At 60.4% G+C, this 15,992-nt stretch carries 15 protein-coding genes; all 15 read left to right on the forward strand.

Going from position 1 to position 15,992, the window contains the following annotated elements; genetic code table 11:
* The first annotated feature begins 1 nt into the window (after nt 1).
* The 15 genes from D781_RS10670 (at nt 2) to D781_RS10740 (ending at nt 15,503) form a co-directional block, all read left to right on the forward strand.
* A complete protein-coding gene (locus tag D781_RS10670; RefSeq protein ID WP_015672333.1) occupies nt 2-592 on the forward strand; it encodes a 3-hydroxyacyl-ACP dehydratase FabZ family protein in 591 nt (196 codons plus the stop codon).
* 18 nt (nt 593-610) lie between these two features.
* Nucleotides 611-937 (forward strand): phosphopantetheine-binding protein, encoded by a 327-nt coding sequence (locus D781_RS10675; protein WP_015672334.1) that lies wholly within the window; start codon nt 611-613, stop codon nt 935-937.
* On the forward strand, nt 934-2,163 hold the full coding sequence (locus D781_RS10680; protein ID WP_015672335.1) for an aminomethyltransferase family protein: 1,230 nt from the start codon (nt 934-936) through the stop codon (nt 2,161-2,163). The genes D781_RS10675 and D781_RS10680 overlap by 4 nt, the downstream gene beginning before the upstream one ends.
* A gap of 65 nt (nt 2,164-2,228) precedes the next feature.
* Nucleotides 2,229-4,787, forward strand: a complete 2,559-nt coding sequence (locus D781_RS10685; protein ID WP_015672336.1) for a beta-ketoacyl-[acyl-carrier-protein] synthase family protein — start codon at nt 2,229-2,231, stop codon at nt 4,785-4,787.
* Nucleotides 4,784-6,010, forward strand: coding sequence for a beta-ketoacyl synthase N-terminal-like domain-containing protein (locus D781_RS10690; protein ID WP_015672337.1), 1,227 nt, complete (start codon nt 4,784-4,786; stop codon nt 6,008-6,010). Before D781_RS10685 ends, D781_RS10690 begins: the two co-directional genes overlap by 4 nt.
* A complete protein-coding gene (locus tag D781_RS10695; RefSeq protein WP_015672338.1) occupies nt 6,003-7,055 on the forward strand; it encodes a hypothetical protein in 1,053 nt (350 codons plus the stop codon). Before D781_RS10690 ends, D781_RS10695 begins: the two co-directional genes overlap by 8 nt.
* Entirely contained in the window at nt 7,052-7,789 is a 738-nt protein-coding gene (locus D781_RS10700) for a hypothetical protein (RefSeq protein WP_015672339.1), read from the forward strand. Before D781_RS10695 ends, D781_RS10700 begins: the two co-directional genes overlap by 4 nt.
* Nucleotides 7,786-8,496 (forward strand): ABC transporter ATP-binding protein, encoded by a 711-nt coding sequence (locus tag D781_RS10705; protein ID WP_015672340.1) that lies wholly within the window; start codon nt 7,786-7,788, stop codon nt 8,494-8,496. The genes D781_RS10700 and D781_RS10705 overlap by 4 nt, the downstream gene beginning before the upstream one ends.
* 16 nt (nt 8,497-8,512) lie before the next feature.
* Nucleotides 8,513-9,142: a hypothetical protein gene (locus tag D781_RS10710; protein ID WP_051032582.1), complete on the forward strand. Its 630-nt coding sequence runs from the start codon at nt 8,513-8,515 to the stop codon at nt 9,140-9,142.
* On the forward strand, nt 9,139-10,464 hold the full coding sequence (locus tag D781_RS10715) for an FtsX-like permease family protein (RefSeq protein WP_015672342.1): 1,326 nt from the start codon (nt 9,139-9,141) through the stop codon (nt 10,462-10,464). The genes D781_RS10710 and D781_RS10715 overlap by 4 nt, the downstream gene beginning before the upstream one ends.
* A gap of 18 nt (nt 10,465-10,482) precedes the next feature.
* Nucleotides 10,483-11,235 (forward strand): SDR family oxidoreductase, encoded by a 753-nt coding sequence (locus D781_RS10720; protein ID WP_015672343.1) that lies wholly within the window; start codon nt 10,483-10,485, stop codon nt 11,233-11,235.
* A 24-nt stretch (nt 11,236-11,259) separates the two neighbouring features.
* Nucleotides 11,260-12,090 (forward strand): outer membrane lipoprotein-sorting protein, encoded by an 831-nt coding sequence (locus D781_RS10725; RefSeq protein ID WP_041411803.1) that lies wholly within the window; start codon nt 11,260-11,262, stop codon nt 12,088-12,090.
* Complete coding sequence (locus D781_RS10730) at nt 12,087-13,487, forward strand: hypothetical protein (protein WP_015672345.1); 1,401 nt, start codon at nt 12,087-12,089, stop codon at nt 13,485-13,487. Before D781_RS10725 ends, D781_RS10730 begins: the two co-directional genes overlap by 4 nt.
* 7 nt (nt 13,488-13,494) lie before the next feature.
* Complete coding sequence (locus D781_RS10735) at nt 13,495-14,445, forward strand: ACP S-malonyltransferase (protein WP_102024974.1); 951 nt, start codon at nt 13,495-13,497, stop codon at nt 14,443-14,445.
* Between the two features lie 5 nt (nt 14,446-14,450).
* A complete protein-coding gene (locus D781_RS10740) occupies nt 14,451-15,503 on the forward strand; it encodes a hypothetical protein (RefSeq protein WP_015672347.1) in 1,053 nt (350 codons plus the stop codon).
* Nucleotides 15,504-15,992: the final 489 nt, after the last annotated feature.

The following is a 15,992-nucleotide window of genomic DNA, read 5'->3' on the forward strand; positions in this document are numbered from 1 at the left end:
CATGGCTAACTATAACAAAAGTCTGGTTCCCCCTTCGGTGCTACTACGGATGGGGGCCTGGCGCGCACCGATCTTCATGGTCGATCGCATCGTGGATTTTACCCCCGGCGAGAAAGGCTCGATCACCGTGATCAAGCACGTCACCTTCAATGAACCCTATATTCCAGGGCACTTTCCGGATAACCCGGTGATGCCGGGCGTGCTGATCGCCGAGATTTTCGGCCAGGCCAGCGAATATTTCAGCCTGCTGTGCGATTACTGCCAGCGCCATGAGCGGGAAACCGCAACGACGCTGAAGAAATTCGACGAGGTGGCGCGCTCGCTGGCGAACGCCGAAGGGATCGAACGGGTGATGGCCGAGCGCCACCGCATTATCGGTTTTCTGGCGTCGCAGGACGTCAAGTATCGGCACGTGGTCAACCCGGGCGACACCATTGAAGTGCATAGCAAACTGGCGTTCGCCGATCCCAACGGCTTCCACCATTACGAAGTGGAAGCCCGCGTCGGGCGTCATATCGCCTGCGCCGGCCGCATCGTCAATTTCCGCATCGACCGCAGCATTGCGGAAGCCAAGGGCATCCAGATTAATTAACCGTGGGGAAGCAACACCATGAGTAACACCGGGCTAAACGCCGTAATTGAACAACGACAACAGGTACTGGAAAAAATCAAGGCGGGGCTGATTGAGCGCCTCAATCTGTATCAGAGCGTACAACAGATCGATGACGATACGCCACTGTTCGGCAGTGGGCTGAAACTGGATTCGGTTGACGCCACCGAGGTGATCGTACTGCTCGATGAAATCTTCAATATCCGGGTCAAAGAGGGCGACGATCCTTCCTATATGCGCAGTGTGAACACTCTGGCGTCGTTTGTGATCGCCAAACAAAACGAAATGACGGCAGACAAGGTAGCGGAAGAGGCGGAGAAGGCATGAAACTGATCGATATTCATCAGCAAAATGGCGCCATCATGGGCGAACGTAACGGCGTGAACGTCCCGCTGCGCTACTTCGACGCTGTTGCAGAGCATCAGGCGCTGCGCAAGAACATTCTATTGGTCGACTACTCGCACTTCGGTATTGCCAGCGTCAGCGGCGACAGCGCCTGGGCGCTGCTCAACCAGGTGGTCGCCGGCGACGTTTCCTCTATCCGCGACGAACAGGCGATGTACAGTCTGATCCTAGACCAGCACGGCATGATCGTCAGCGATCTGTACATCGCCTGCGATGACGAGCGCTTCCTGCTGATTTCCGAGTGGATGAGCGGTGAAGCTCTGTGCCAGCTGTTGCGCGACCAGTTGGCGGGCAACGAGGAAGAGTTTGACGAGATTGAGGCCATTGAGCCGCTGACGCCGGAGTGGGGCGTGCTGCATCTTGAAGGCCCTTACGCCTGGGAGCTGCTGGCGGAACTGTACGGGATGGACGTGATTGGCCTGCCGTTTCAGGAGCATATGCACGTTGACGAACTGATCCTGTTGCGCAGCGGCAAGCATGGCGAATTCTCCTACAAGCTGATGGGGCCGCGCGATGAGCTGGCCGACGTCTGGCAGCAACTGCTGGAGGCTGGTGAGAAGTTCGACCTGCGCACCGGTGGTCTGGACTATCAGCGCCTGGCCCGTCTGGAGAACCCGTGCTGGGAGCCAGGGCTGTTCAATGACTACAGCCGCTGCCCGATCGAGCTGCAAATGCAGTGGACGGTGCGTTACGACAAAGATCGGTTCACCGGCCAGGAAGCCATTGGCGGGCGCGTTGAACAGGGCGTCGCCCAGCGCGCCGTCGGCATGACCCTGGCCGGCCGCAGCGAGCCGATGCCGCAGCGCGGCGATAAAGTGCTGCTGAACGGCGAGTGCATCGGCGAAGTAATCGTCTGCGACTACTCCGCCGATCTGGACGCCTGTCTGGGGCGTCTGATGCTGCACAACGCCTGGGCCTGGGCGGATATCGACGGCTATCAGGTGCAGTGCGGCGATGCGCTGGTGGCGGTAAACACCGCCGCGGTGCCATTCGCCCGTAACTACAGCTTCCTGATCAACCCGTCGGAGCACAGCTACGTCGACAGCACGCGTCCGCGCGATCTGCTGCAGCAGTTTGAATGGCAGCGCATCAAGGAAGAGCAGGAAGCGGCGGAAAAAGCCGCGCAGGACCAGGCAGAGCAGGCCTGACGCTCACGACGCGCCCGGTGGGGCGCGTCGGTTTGCCGACACGGAACCATGACACGGAAGACATTATGACTGTTACTCGCAAACGCGTGGTGATTACCGGGATGGGGCATCTCTCCTCCATCGCCACCAACGTGCCTGAATTCAAGCAGGCGCTGTTCGATAAAACCTGCGGTATTAAACCGAGCAAAAAATACCTGGAGTGGTTTGAAGACGCCAACGCCTCGGAAGTGCTGCAGCCGCTGAGCTGGCCGGGGTTGTCCGACGAGATGGTTGCCTCGCTGGATAACGCTGCGCTGTGGGCTTATAAGGTGGGCCATGAGGCGTTAGAGCAGGGGAACCTGCCGGCGGGCGAGCTGCGTGACAGAACGGCGTTGATCATCGGCGTCTCCTCGGCTGGCACCGAAGCCTTTATCCCGCTGATTGAGCAGCGGATGGAGGCATTTTCACTGCAGAAGGCGATTATTTCCGGCAGTTTCGCCTCGTGCAGTGCGATCGTATCATCGCTGCTGGGACTTAAGGGCGGCTTTGAGCTGGTCGCGACCGCTTGTACCGCCAGCACCAACGCCATGGGCATCGGCTATGACCTGATCCAGAACGGTAAAAACAGCACCGCACTGGTGGTGGGCACCGAACCTATCTATCTGCCGACCTTCGCCGGCTTCTATGCGCTGCACGCTATGAAACGGACGCCGTCCAGCCCGTTTTCCGGCTCGCCGGGCATGTCGATCGGCGAAGGTGCCGGCGCACTGCTGCTGGAAGAGTATGAGCATGCGGTGGCGCGCGGCGCGACCATCTACGGCGAAATGGTGTCGTACGCCACCTCCTGTGACGCCTACCATGAAACCGCACCGGATCCGCGCGGCGAGGGCGCGGTGCAGGTGATGCGCCACGCGCTGCAGAATGCGGCGCTGACGCCGGAAGATATCGGCTATATCAATGCGCACGGCACCGGCACCGAGGCCAACGATCGCTGTGAAACGCTGGCGATGAAGAAAGTGTTTCCCAACATCATGGACATTCCGGTCAGCTCCACCAAGGCCTATGTTGGTCACAATATCGGCTCCGCCGGCATCATTGAGATGATCGCTTGTTTTCTGACGCTGCCGGAAAACAAAATTCTGCCGACGCTCAATTTCACCACGCCGCGCCCCAACTGCGATCTCAACTATGTGCCCAATGAGTTCCAGGATGGCGACGTCAGGCTGTTTATGAAAAACAACTACGCCTTCGGCGGCAACAACTGCTGCGTTATCGCCAGCGTGAAGCCGGAGCAAAGCCCCCCGAGCGTTTATGCGCCAAAGCGGGTAGCGATCACCGGGATGGGCGCGGTCAGCGCCGTCGGACACACGCTGCAGGCGATGCTGCAGCGCATGTGGCAGCAGCAGGTGCCGGACGGGTTGACGTCGCTGCAGCTGGACGAGAGTACGCGCGAAGAGTTTCGACAGATGCTGGGGGCGGTCAACAAGAACAGCGAATCGCGCGCCTTCCTCAATCAGCGTTTTGCCGGTATGGACATTGACAGCGAACTGGACAAGGCGACAGGCGTGCATCAGATCACCGATCTGGATCCACGCAAGACGCTACGTCGTTTCGACCCGCGCAAGGCCAACCTGATCAGCACCTTCGCGCTGCTGGCGCTGACGCAGGCGATGAACGACGCCGGGCGTAAAATCAAGCGCGACGGCCAGACGCTGGGCATGATCCTCGGCATGTCCAAAGGCCCGCAGGCGACGGTGGACCGCTATCTGCAGAGCCTGTTCCCGGATCCGACCAAGGTGCGGACCTCGGAATTCCCCGGTTCGTTGATGAACGCCATCTCCACCTTTTGCTCCATCTCCGAGGGCATTAAGGGGTATAACACCTCGCTGGCGACCGGCATTAATGCCGGATTAGGGGCGCTGACCTACGGTTACGAGTTGGTGCGTCAGGCGCTGCAGCCGCAGGTCATCGTCGGCGGCGCGGATGAAAATATGAGCATCTTCGCGGTGTATCTGCAGGCGCTCAGCGGCGATCTGCAGTTGACCTGCGATCCGACGGCTTTTCAGGTGTACAGCAATCATGCACAAGGCTACATCCCGGGTGAGGGGGCGGCGATGCTGCTCCTGGAAGATTTGCACCATGCTCAGGCGCGCGGGGCGCATATTCACGCCGAAATCATCGGCTATGGCAAAGACAATGACGGCTGCTTCTTTGACCCCCATGATGTTGTGGCCCGGTCTGCCTCGCTGTCGCGCGCTATCGGACAGGCGCTGCAGGAAGCGGGGCTCGAACCGCATGAATTAGATCTGGTGTGCGGCACCAGCGATGGCACGCCGCTGCGCAACGCGGTGGAAATCGATGCGCTGCGCCGCAGCCTCGGTGAGGCGCGCCGCAGGGTGCCGCTGGTCAACTATAACGGCTGGTTCGGCCTGGTCGAATCGAGCATCGGCCTGCTGAATATTGCCGTGGTCAGCGAAATTATGCAGCGCGGTGAAATTCTGCCGATCCCGTATACGCAGGAGTTCTGCGCCGAAGATTTCCATTTCGTGACCGCGCCGCTGCAGCAGGCGGTGAATACGGCGCTGGTGATCGGCGCCACTGAAGGCGGCAACCACTACGCGGTGGTGTTGAGGAAGGCAGTGTGAAACAGCGGGTGATAGCCAGCGGTTGGGGGCAGTGCAGCCCGCTGGCGGCCGATGTTCCGACGCTGATTGAGGCGATTGCTGCCGGACGCTGCGCGACGAGTGCTCCCTGGTTCGACAACGACGACGACTGGCAAAATCTGCGTCTGGGCAATAACCCGCACACGGCGCGGGCGGCGTGTGCCGACGCCGCGCCGTGGCGGCAGCTGCAGCCGGTGATTGACGAGGCGCTGGCGATGGCCGGCCTGCCGGCGTCCGCGCTGCAGGGGCCGCGCGTGCGGGTATTTCTGGCCGGCAATGGCATGCGGCCGAATATTGCCGACTTTGCCGGCTATCAGGATCGCAACGACGCGGAAGACCTGCTGTTCTTCCCGGCGATCAAGCAGCTGCACGCTGACAGCTATGCGCAGGACGCGCTGGCGCACCGCTTTGTCGACGCCTACCGCCTTGACTGGCCGCCAACCTCGGTATACAGCGCCAGCAACTCCTCGCTGACGGCGCTGCATCTGGCGCAGGCCGGCATCGCCGCCGGCCAGACCGAGGTGGCGCTGGTGGTCGGCTGGCTGAAGATCGTGCTGCAGGACGTGGTGTTTATGGGCGGGCAGGGCATGCTTGGCAACGGCCAGTCGCAGCCGTTCAACAATCAGGACAACAGCGTGCTGCTGGCCGACGGTGCGGTGGCGCTGGTGATTGAAAGCGAAGAGCATGCCAGGCGTCGTGGCGTTGTCCCGGCGGTCGCCATCAGCAGTTCGGTGTGTCGCCAGAGCAGCGGCGGCCGCGGCGGTGCCTTTACCGCCGATTTCCGCACTATCGCGCAAACCATCGACGGTGCTTTGCGGGCGGCCGGCCTGACGCCGCAGGATATCGCCTGTGCGCTGCCGCACGCTAACGGCACTGTCGCCGGCGATAAGGCTGAAGCGATGGCGCTGCAGAAAGTCTGGGGCAGAAACGGCATCCCGGTGGTCAGCTACAAGGGGCAGGCGGGCTATGTTGCCACCTGCAGCGGCGTATTGGATTTTATGCTGGCGGCGGATGCGCTGCTGCAGCGGCGCCTGCTGGCCGCCACCGGCCGCCACCCGGTTGACGCGACCTTGCCGATCCACGTGCACATGGATGCGCCGCCGCTGCCGCTGCACACGCCGCACCTGCTCAAGTCCGGCATTGGGCTGGACGGGTCGGTGATCGCCATGGTGCTCTCAGACTGCCGGGAGGGCATCAATGAGTAATCCGTCTGAACGTCAAATACCGCCGAACGCCGTCCGCCTGGCCGGTTTTTCCCTGCTGGAGCCGGATACGCTGCTGCAGCGTTTTCAACCCACCTGGTTCAACGTCTGGGAAGCGGCGCAATATAAGAAAGCTAACGCCAGGGCCGGCAGCAGCCAGTGGCTGCTGCGCCGCTTCGGTATCGACGACGCCATACAGCCTGCCGAGGCGCTGCGCAAAACCAACTACCGCGACTGGCTGAACGGTCTGGGGGACGCCTGCCATCAGGCGGTGGCACAATTGGGCGCCAAGGGTGAGTTCCAGCTACGCCATGAGCGCAACGCCTTGTTGTACGTCGATTCCTGGGGGGAAACCACCACCTTCGAAGGGGTGAACAGCTGGCGCGATGCGTTGAGCGTCGACATCCTGCCGAAAAATATCGTGCGCGACTACGGTATCAACGGCTTCAGCGGCAAGTTGCGCGGAGAGCGCAACGGCCTGATGAGCGCGCTGCTCATTGCACAGGACATGCTGAACAGCGATCTCAGCGACAACGTGATTATCTGCGGCCATTTCCGCAGCATCCCGGTGCTGGTCTTTTCGGAGATGCAGCGTTACGCCCGCCTGCGCGCTGGCGCGCAAGGCAACAGCCAGGCCAGCGTTGAGCGGGTCGGCTGTCTGATCCTGAAAAAAACCGCCCCCGACGGCCCCTGGTTGCACATCAGCCGCTACCTGCGGTTGCCGGAGGCCGCAGGACAGGCCGCGCGTTGTCTGGCGGATGGTTGGTTACAGCACTGCGGTGCCAATACCCGGCAGGTGCTGGGCGTTACGCCGCCGGCCGGCGTGCTGCGTCAGCTGCAGCAGCGGGCGTTCGATCGCCTGCCCACCACGCTGGGTCATCGGGCGCTGAATGAACTGTACGGCGACAGCGGCTGCATGAACCCCGCGCTGTTCTGGCGCTATTTGCAGCAGTTCCCGTCGTCGCCCGGCCATGCGCTGCTGAGCGTGTTGGATGGGCAGGGCGGCGCCTGGCTGTTGGAGAGTTGGCTGACGGAGGCGATGCCATGAAGAGAGGCACGTTACTGTTGTTGCTCGCCGCCATGCCGCTTTCGGCCGCGCCGCGGCCTGACTATCAGGCGGTATACCACATTCTGCCGCTGCGCGGCGACGCGCCAATCGGGGAGTACCGCGTCAGCCAGCGCTGGCAGCCGGACAGTAACAGTTATCTGCAGCAGGCCAGCATTCGCTTCCGCTGGCGGGGGTTGCTGGGTTCGCACCAGTACCGCTACCGCGATGAGGTGCGCTATGGCGCCGACGGTGGGTTCAGCTACCGGATTGAGGAAGATAATGACGGTAAGACGCGCCAGGTCAGCGGTGGCTGGCAACCCGGCGCGCAGGCGTTGACGCTGACGGTGCGCCGCGACCAGCAACCGCCGGAGACGCTGACGGTGGCCAAAGCGACGTTTGATTTCCCGCTGTTCGCCCTGCGTTTTCCCAAACCCTGCGCGCTGCAGCAGGCGGGGGCGTACGGCAGCCAGCGGATGCTGATGCCGATTGACGGCGAAGTGGTGCAGGCCGAGAGCCGTTACGTCGACGTCGGCGAGCTGACGCTGCCCGGCGACGGCGTCGCGACGCCGGGTCTGTGCCAGATTGTCAGCAGCGGCCAGCGGCGGGACGCCAATCACCGCTCCTGGGTCAACCGGGACGGCTATCTGGTGTACGAAATTTCTGCCGATTATCGCCTGCGGCTGGTGCCGGAGGCCTCCCATTTACCGCCCAACGTTCAGGAAAAAGGATTATGACAATACGCGCTGCGCAACCCTTACCCGTGGTGTCCCTGCAACAGGCCAGCAAACGCTTTGGTAAAGGGCCTGGCGCCATCACCGCGTTGGCGGCCATCAGCACCGAGATTCATGACGGCGAGTTTATCGCGCTGTGCGGGCCGTCCGGCAGCGGCAAAAGCACGCTGCTGAATCTGATGGCCGGCATCGACTATCCGACCGGCGGCCATGTCTATCTGCTGGGCAACGATCTGGCAACGTTAAACGATAAGCAGACTGCGCGCCTGCGCGCCGACGCAATTGGCTTTGTCTTTCAGTTCTTCAATCTGCTGCCGGTGCTGAGCGTGTTCGACAACGTTTACTACCCGCTGATGCTCAACGGCTTCAGCCGCCGCGTGGCGCAGGACCAGGTGATGGACATGCTCGAGAAGGTGGGGCTGATCGATCACTACCGTCGCCAGCCCGGTGAGCTGTCCGGCGGCCAGCAACAGCGGGTGGCCATTGCGCGCGCGCTGGTCAAGCGCCCGCGTCTGATCGTCGCCGACGAACCGACCGGCAACCTGGATACCCGCACCGGACAGGAGATTGTCGACCTGCTGCTGACGATGAACCAACAACTGAAAACCACCTTTGTGATTTCGACCCATTCGCTGCAGCTGCGCGATCAGGCCAGACGCGTGTTGGAAATCAAGGACGGAGAACTGAGCAATGACTTTCTCAATGCTTAAGCGTTACGGTGTAACAATGTTATTGGCCGTCAGCGCCACGGTCATCGCCGGGGAGCATGCGATGCCGGGGAACGAACGGCTGCAGACGATACTGACGGTGAGCGCCCAGGCGCCGATCGCCGAGCTGAACCGCGCGACTGTCAGCCTGAAGACGCAGTTTGAGCAGCATCCGGACTACAGCGCCGGCAAGATGTTCTACGGCTACGGACAGCTGTTTATCGCCACGGATTTTTTAAACAAAAAGAATTACCTGCGCGCCGCCGAGGCCTCCAAGCTGGGCTTTTTCTATATTGACGAGGCGGCGGAAACCGATGAAGACAACTGGCGTCTGCGTTTTCTGCGGGCGCGAATGGACGCTTTTGTACCGGCCGACAACGGCCGCTGCGTGGTGGCGATAAAAGATACCGGCTATCTGCAGCAGAGCGCAGCGCTGCCGGCGGCGCTGCGGCCGATGGTGACGCTGATGGCGGCACGCGCGCTGGAAACCTGCCGTCAGCAGGAGAAGGCCGTCGCGGCCTGGGCGGTGCTGGGCGAGCAGGGTGACGAGGGACGGCACCTGCTGGCGCTGCGCAATCAGCCGGCGCCGGCGTGGGCGCCGGCTGAGCTGAGCCTGGTGCTCAAGCCGTTGGCGGAGGCTGCGTTATGATGAATATCCTGTTCTGGATCTCCAACATCATTATCGTGTACGCGCTGTTGGTGGTGATCGTCACCGCGCTGCGCAAGCCGACCGATATCCGTTACACCTTCCTCAATCTGTTCCGCCAGCGCCGGCGTTCCGGCGTGACGCTGCTGGCCATCACCCTGGGCGGCGTGGCGGTGTTTATTTTCGGCGGCTTCGTCGACTACTCGTTCTGGGCGCTGCGGGAGCAAACCATCCGCACCAACCTGGGTCATATTCAGCTGTATGAGAAAGGCTATCTCACCGGCGGCGCCAACAACTCGCTGCAGTACACCATTAAAAACTATGATGAGGTGAAGCAACTGCTGCTGGCGGATGCACAGATCGCGCCGCAGATCGCCACCGTCACCGGGCAACTGGCGTTTTCCGGCATTATTTCCCAGTACGATACCGGCACCTCGACCTTCTTTACCGGCGTGGGCATTGAGCCGGAAACCTCGCTGGTGCTGGGCTCACTGGACCGCATTGTTTCCGGCAGCGACCTGTCGCGCGTCGAACAGCAGGACATCACCATCGGTTCCGGCATTGCCAGCACGCTGGCGGCCGGCTACAGCGACTGGGTGGATATGTTGGTGGTGAACCCGCAGGGCGGGCAGAATGCCATGTCCTCTCAGGTGCGCGGCGTGTTCCAGTCCGGCATTAAAGAGTATGACGATACGGCGATCAAACTGCCGCTGAAAACCGCGCAGCGCCTGCTGCAGACCAGCGACGTCAGCAAAATCATCATTATGCTGCAGGACACCGAGCAGACGCCGGCGGTGCTGGCGCAGATCAACCGGCTGATCGAACAGCGGCAACTGCCGCTGGAGGCGCGCTCCTGGGACGATCTGGCGGTGTTCTACCACCAGGTGGTGAACCTGTTTGAAGGCATCTTCCTGTTTATCAAATCCATCGTCAGCGTGATCGTAGTGTTTATGATCGGCAACACCCTGATGATGAACGTGGTGGAGCGCACGCGTGAGATCGCCACGCTGCGGGCGCTGGGGCTGAGCCAATCCTATATCGGCCGCCTGTTCGTCCTGGAAGGCATCATTATCGGCATTATCGGCTCGGTGCTGAGCGTCAGCTTCGGCATTCTGATCGCCTCCATCATCAATATCAACGGCATTCCGATGCCGCCGTCGCCGGGTTACACCCAAGGCTATCTGGCCTTTGTCATGTGGGATCAGGACATCAATCTGTTCTGGTTCTCCTGTGCCTTGCCGCTGGTGACCGCGTTGATTGCTTCCATTATTCCGGCGCGTCGCGCCTCAAAACTGGTGATCGCAGAAGCGTTCCGTTTCGTTTAACACTCAGGGAGAACATCAATGACTAAAGGACAAACCGTACTGATTACCGGCGCAGGGCGCGGCATCGGCATGGCCGTGGCGGAAACGCTGGCGGCGGAAGGTTATGACCTGATCCTCAACTACCGCAAAGATCAGGGCAAAAGTGCCGCCAACCTGCAGCGTTTTCAGGCAGCGGAAACCCGCGTCAGGGTGCGGTTGGCGAAGGCCGACATCGGTGAAACGCGCGATATTCAGGCGATGATTAAAAATTTGCGGGCGGACGGCGTGGAACGCATCGACCACCTGGTGCTGAACGCCGCCGCCGCGCCGTTCAAAGGCTTTATGGAGATGACGCGCAGCGACTGGAAGCTGTTGTTCAACACCAACCTGATTGGCAATACCGCCTGCGTACAGGAAGTGGCGCCGCTGATGAGCGACGGCGGCACGATCTGTGCCATTTCCAGCATGGGCAGTCAGCGAGTGTTGCCGAAATATCCGCTCGGCATCGCCAAATCGGCGCTGGAGAACCTGGTGAGCTACCTCGAAGTGGAACTGTATCCGCGCAATATCCGCGTCAACGGCGTGTGCGCCGGCATGGTCAACACCGATATGGCGCAGTTCCTGAAAGACCTGTGGCCCTCGCTGCACGACCGTTACGAACACTCGCCGCGCCGCTGGCTGCTGGAGCCGCAGGAAGTGGCGGATATCGTGTCGTTCCTGATTTCCGATCGTTCAAGCGCCATACGCGGCACCACGCTGACGGCGGATCTGGGCATGTCGCTGGAAGCTTAACCCCAATTTACGGAAGAACTGGCCATGAGAATCTCAATGATTGCCGGCTGGCTGCTCTGCGCCTCCTCGCTGAGCGCGTGGGCCGGCGAGTCGCTGCCGAAGTCGCTGGAGCGCGCCGAGCTGGAGAAACTGACGCAGGAAGACCAGCACGCGCGCGACATTATCCGCCATGCCGACCGGGTCAGGGCGCCGGAGCAGCCGTTCCGCTATACCCTGACGCTGACCGAGCACCGCGGCGGGCGCGATATTATCGAGAACCAGCAGGTACTGGATATTTCGATGCGTTTTTATAAACCGTCGGAACGCTATGCGAAAGGCGACGCGCGCGCGCTGGTGCGTTTCGTCTCACCGGCGCGCGATCGCGGCAAGGCGCTGCTCTCCGACCTGGACAAAATGTGGTATTACGCCCCCGATCTGCGGCGGCCGATCCCGATATCGCGTCAGCAGCGGCTGATGGGACAGGTTTCCAACGGCGACGTGGTGGCGGCGGATTTTGACTATTCCTACATTTCCACGCTGGTCGGCGAAGAGGCCTGCGGCGACAAAACCTGCTACAAGCTGACGCTGAAGCGCCGCTGGCCTTACGTCACCTATCCGGCGGTCGATTACTGGGTGGAGAAGGACAGCGGTAACCCCAGACGGGCGGATTTCCTGTCGGCGGACGGCGTGCTGATTAAACGTTCTTATTACCGCAATTATCAGCAGGTGCTGGGGCGCATGCGGCCCAGCACCATCGTGGTGGAGGACGCGCTGCGCAAGGATAATTACACCACGATGCAATACAGCAACCTGGTGCTGGAATCGCTGCCGGAGAGTAACTTCCAGAAAGAGTATCTGATGAGACTGAACGGATGATCCGCGTCAACCGGCTGCCGCTGATGGGGTTATTGCTGCTGGCCTGCAGCGACAGCGCCTGGGCGGCGGCGGAGTGCCGCCTGCAGCGCGGTTTCGCCGGCGTGGAGGGCGTAGGGGCGCTGACGTCCGGATCGTTATGGAAGTTTGACGATCCGGCGTTCCGCAACAACGCCTTCGTCAATCTGTATCTGACGTCGGTGGCGCGCTGCACCCTTGGCGAAACGCTGAGCATCAAGGGGCAGGCCAGCGGCGCCTATACGCAGCAGGCGCGCACTCCCGGCGATCTGGAAGATAAGCGGCAGCAGGGCGTGGCGATCCTTAATGAACTGGTGGCCAGCCTGGCGCTGCGCGATAACCTGTATCTCGATCTGGGCAAACTGCGCCATACCAGCGGCTATCTGTTTTCACGCTCGCCGCTGGATGTGTTGCGCAACTTCAGCGGTGGGTTGCGCACCGCCCGGGTGTACGCCACCGGTGACAGCTGGCGTGGATTATACGATGAAGGCAGCTACGGTGCCGGCGGCACGCTGTACCGCCAAGAGGGATCCTACACGCTGGCGGTGTTGCCGCAGCTGAGGCGCTTTTCACAGCGACGCGAGGCCGCGTCGGAATGGAATGCGCTGCTGCGCACCAACGGCAGCGAGCGCTATTACGCCAGCTACACCTCGACCGGGCTGAACAAGTTCAACCCGACGGTATCGTTGCTGGCAGGCCAGCAAAAAACGCTGGCGCTGGGCACCAGCGGCAACCTGAGCGACAACCTGATTTTCAGCATCGAGGGGTCACTATCCCACGGAGAAACCTGGCGGCACTTGGACAGTCGCTACGCGCGCGGTATGCGTGAGGATCTGATCTACCGGGAAGAGGCCTACCGGATTAACGGCAAGGGCGTCGAAGGGGAGATCGGCGTCGGCCTGCGCTACACCTCCGCCGCGCAGACGGAATTCGGCGTGGAATACTATGGTCAAAGCCAGGGTTATAGCCGCAGTGAATGGCGCAATAACACCGACACCATCAAGTTTGTCAATGGTGGCTATGCCAACATACTGGATCCGTTCTGGCTGCCGGTGGTGCGTGACAGTTTCCGGCAGTATTCACACCTGATGGCGGCGGAAAACACCAACGTCAGCCGCGGCGGCAATCTGTTCGGCAAACATTATCTGACGTTTTATACCCGTACCAACAAGGAACGGGTCGGGGAGATCGATGGGGCCGTGTCGAGCATGGCCAATCTGATCGATTACAGCACGGTACTGAATGTGCATCTCCGCGCGCCGATGAAAAACAATATTGAATTGTACGCTGGCGCCATCGCCAGCGTTGGCCGCAGGGACAGCGAATTTGGCATCTTTGGCGAAAAAGGAAACTTGTATGCAGGTATGCGAATCAGTTGGTAATCGTTGTATGACGCCCACGCAGGCCGAAGGCTGGGTGGTGCTCTTTCCGGGGCAGGGGGCGCCGATGGTTGGCATGGGCGGCGATGTATGCGATGTGTCGCCGGGCACCCGCGCGGTGTGGGATTGCGCCAGCGATATTTCCGGTATCGACGTACGCAAGCTGTGTCAGAAAGGGCCGATGATGCGGTTGACCAAAACGCTGTATCAGCAGTTGGCGGTCACCACGGTCAACACGGCGATGCTGACGCTGTTGCGTGAACGCCAAGCGCCGCTGGAAAGCGGCTATGCCGGCCACAGCGCCGGCGAATACAGCGCGCTGTACGCGGCCGGCGTCATGGATCTGGAAACCCTGTTCCGCGCCGTCAGCCGGCGAGCCGCCATCATGCAGCAACTGGCGGAACAGCGTAAAGGGGCGATGTATGTGGTGAAACCGTACGAATATGCAACGCTGCGGCGATTGATCGACGAGATGACGTTGAGCGATAGGCTGAATGTCTGCTGCGATAACGGCCGGCAGCAGCAGGTGGTCGGCGGCGATGTCGCGGCGCTGAAAACGCTGGTCGGTCAGCTGGCGCGCCAGGGCGTGACCACCATCAAGCTGGCGGTGAACGGCGCCTGGCATACGCCACTGATGGCTGAAGGGGTGGCGCAGATGCGTGAGGCGCTGGCAGCGCTGCCGTTCTCCTCGCCGAGCTGCCCGGTGATTATGAACCGTAGCGGCCGGGCAGAGTACGCCATAGCGCAGATAAAGGAAAACCTGGCGCATCACCTGACCGATACCGTGCGCTGGCGCGACAGTATGGACCTATGGTCAGGCATGGGCTATCGCCGTTTTCTGGAGATCGGCAATAAAAAAACGCTGAGCCATCTGCTGCATGAGCACTACGCCGCCGACAGCGGGCATGATATTCAGCATTACTATCAGCTGCAGCGCGACGTGCAGCAGCAGGCAGGGTAACGCGGATGATCCCGAATTTTGATACCTTCAGTACGCGCTACCTGCGGGCGGCATGCATTCCGGTTGTGGTGGTTTCCGCGCTGCTGACCTCATCGCTGCTGCGTAATGTGATCGATATCAGCCTGTGGGAGATGGTAGCCGGGCTGGGAGCGATTTGTCTGTCGATCGTCTGGAGCATGATGCGTGATGGGCGCGGCTACTGGGTTTACACGGTCTTTACCATGCGGGTGTACGAAACACCGGAGGAGATTGCGCGACGTATTGAGCATATGCCGCTGGGCGGCGCGTTCCGGCTGTTTTATCAGCCGCTGGCCGCCTCACTGGTGACGCTCGGCGTGGTGTTGCTGCTGAGCTTGGGGGTGTGGTTGTGCGGGCCGCAGTACCGCTATCCGCTGATTGCTTTGCTGGGCGTGGTGCTGCTGCCGGCGGTGATGCTCTGGCAGTTGGAGCGTTCCATTCCTTTTTTAATCCGTCAGGCGATGATCATTTATAAAGACCAAGCCAGTTATTCACCGCGGCCGCGGCGCTTACCCGCCTGTCTAGCGGAGGATCTGCTGCTTGGGCTGCTGATCAACTTCGCGCTGGTGCTGCCCATCGGCCGTAAAGCCGAGTTCAGCCTGGCGGCCGGCTACGGCAATCCGGCGTTTATCGTCGCGTTTATGATTCTGTTGACGATAGTGATGCTGTTTATGTTTTTCTTCGCCATTCGCCCGCGCCGCTATGTGATCCTGGGCGATATGCTGATCGGCAACATCGCGGCGGACTTCGCGCCCTGCGCCCCTTGGGCGCTGACCGCCAGGCTGGCGCGCCCGTGGCGGCTGGTTATCTGGCTGGTAGCGGTGGCGCTGTGGAGCGTGGCGATCTGCCTGTTGTTCCAGGCGCTGAAACTGCCGCAGAGTTTTGTGCCGTTTTACCTGTGCAGCCTGCTGCCCATCGTGCTGATTTACTGCGCCGAGCGTTATCAGGCGCTGTATGACAACCACCTTGAGGCGCAGGAAATGCGGCAGCGTTATGAAGCCGCCGCGGCGGCTGTGAATGCCAAACTGAATAAAGCGTAATCGCACACAGCCCGGCGGCAGCCGGGCTGTGTGACTGGGTATGATCAAGGAGGATGTATGATTCAGAAGGTATTTATAAAAATTAATGGCATTAAGGGAGAATCCAATGATTTATTACATCATGGAGAGACTGACGTTATTCGCTGAAGGTGGTGTGCTGAATAAGCATTAAGAAATTATAAGAAAGATAATAATAGGCTAGGACTGCATGCTGTCAAAAATTTTGTTTTCTAATATTATGCCGATAAATCCAGTTAGGGGATTATTAATTATCGCGATGAATAGAGGTTGATCTATCATTTTGCACGACTATTTATCAGTCCGGAATTAAACGAAGTAAAACGCAGGTTCAGCCCGCAGATCACCACTGGAACTATAATGTCCTACTCTGTTAAACCATATCTTATACATAAATATTATTTTATAAATTAACTTCATGTATAAATTTTGATTGCTGTAACAAATTTAAAGTCACTTCAATGTTACCCT

The organism is Serratia sp. FGI94, from assembly GCF_000330865.1.
GTDB classification, from domain to species: Bacteria; Pseudomonadota; Gammaproteobacteria; order Enterobacterales; family Enterobacteriaceae; genus Serratia_B; species Serratia_B rubidaea.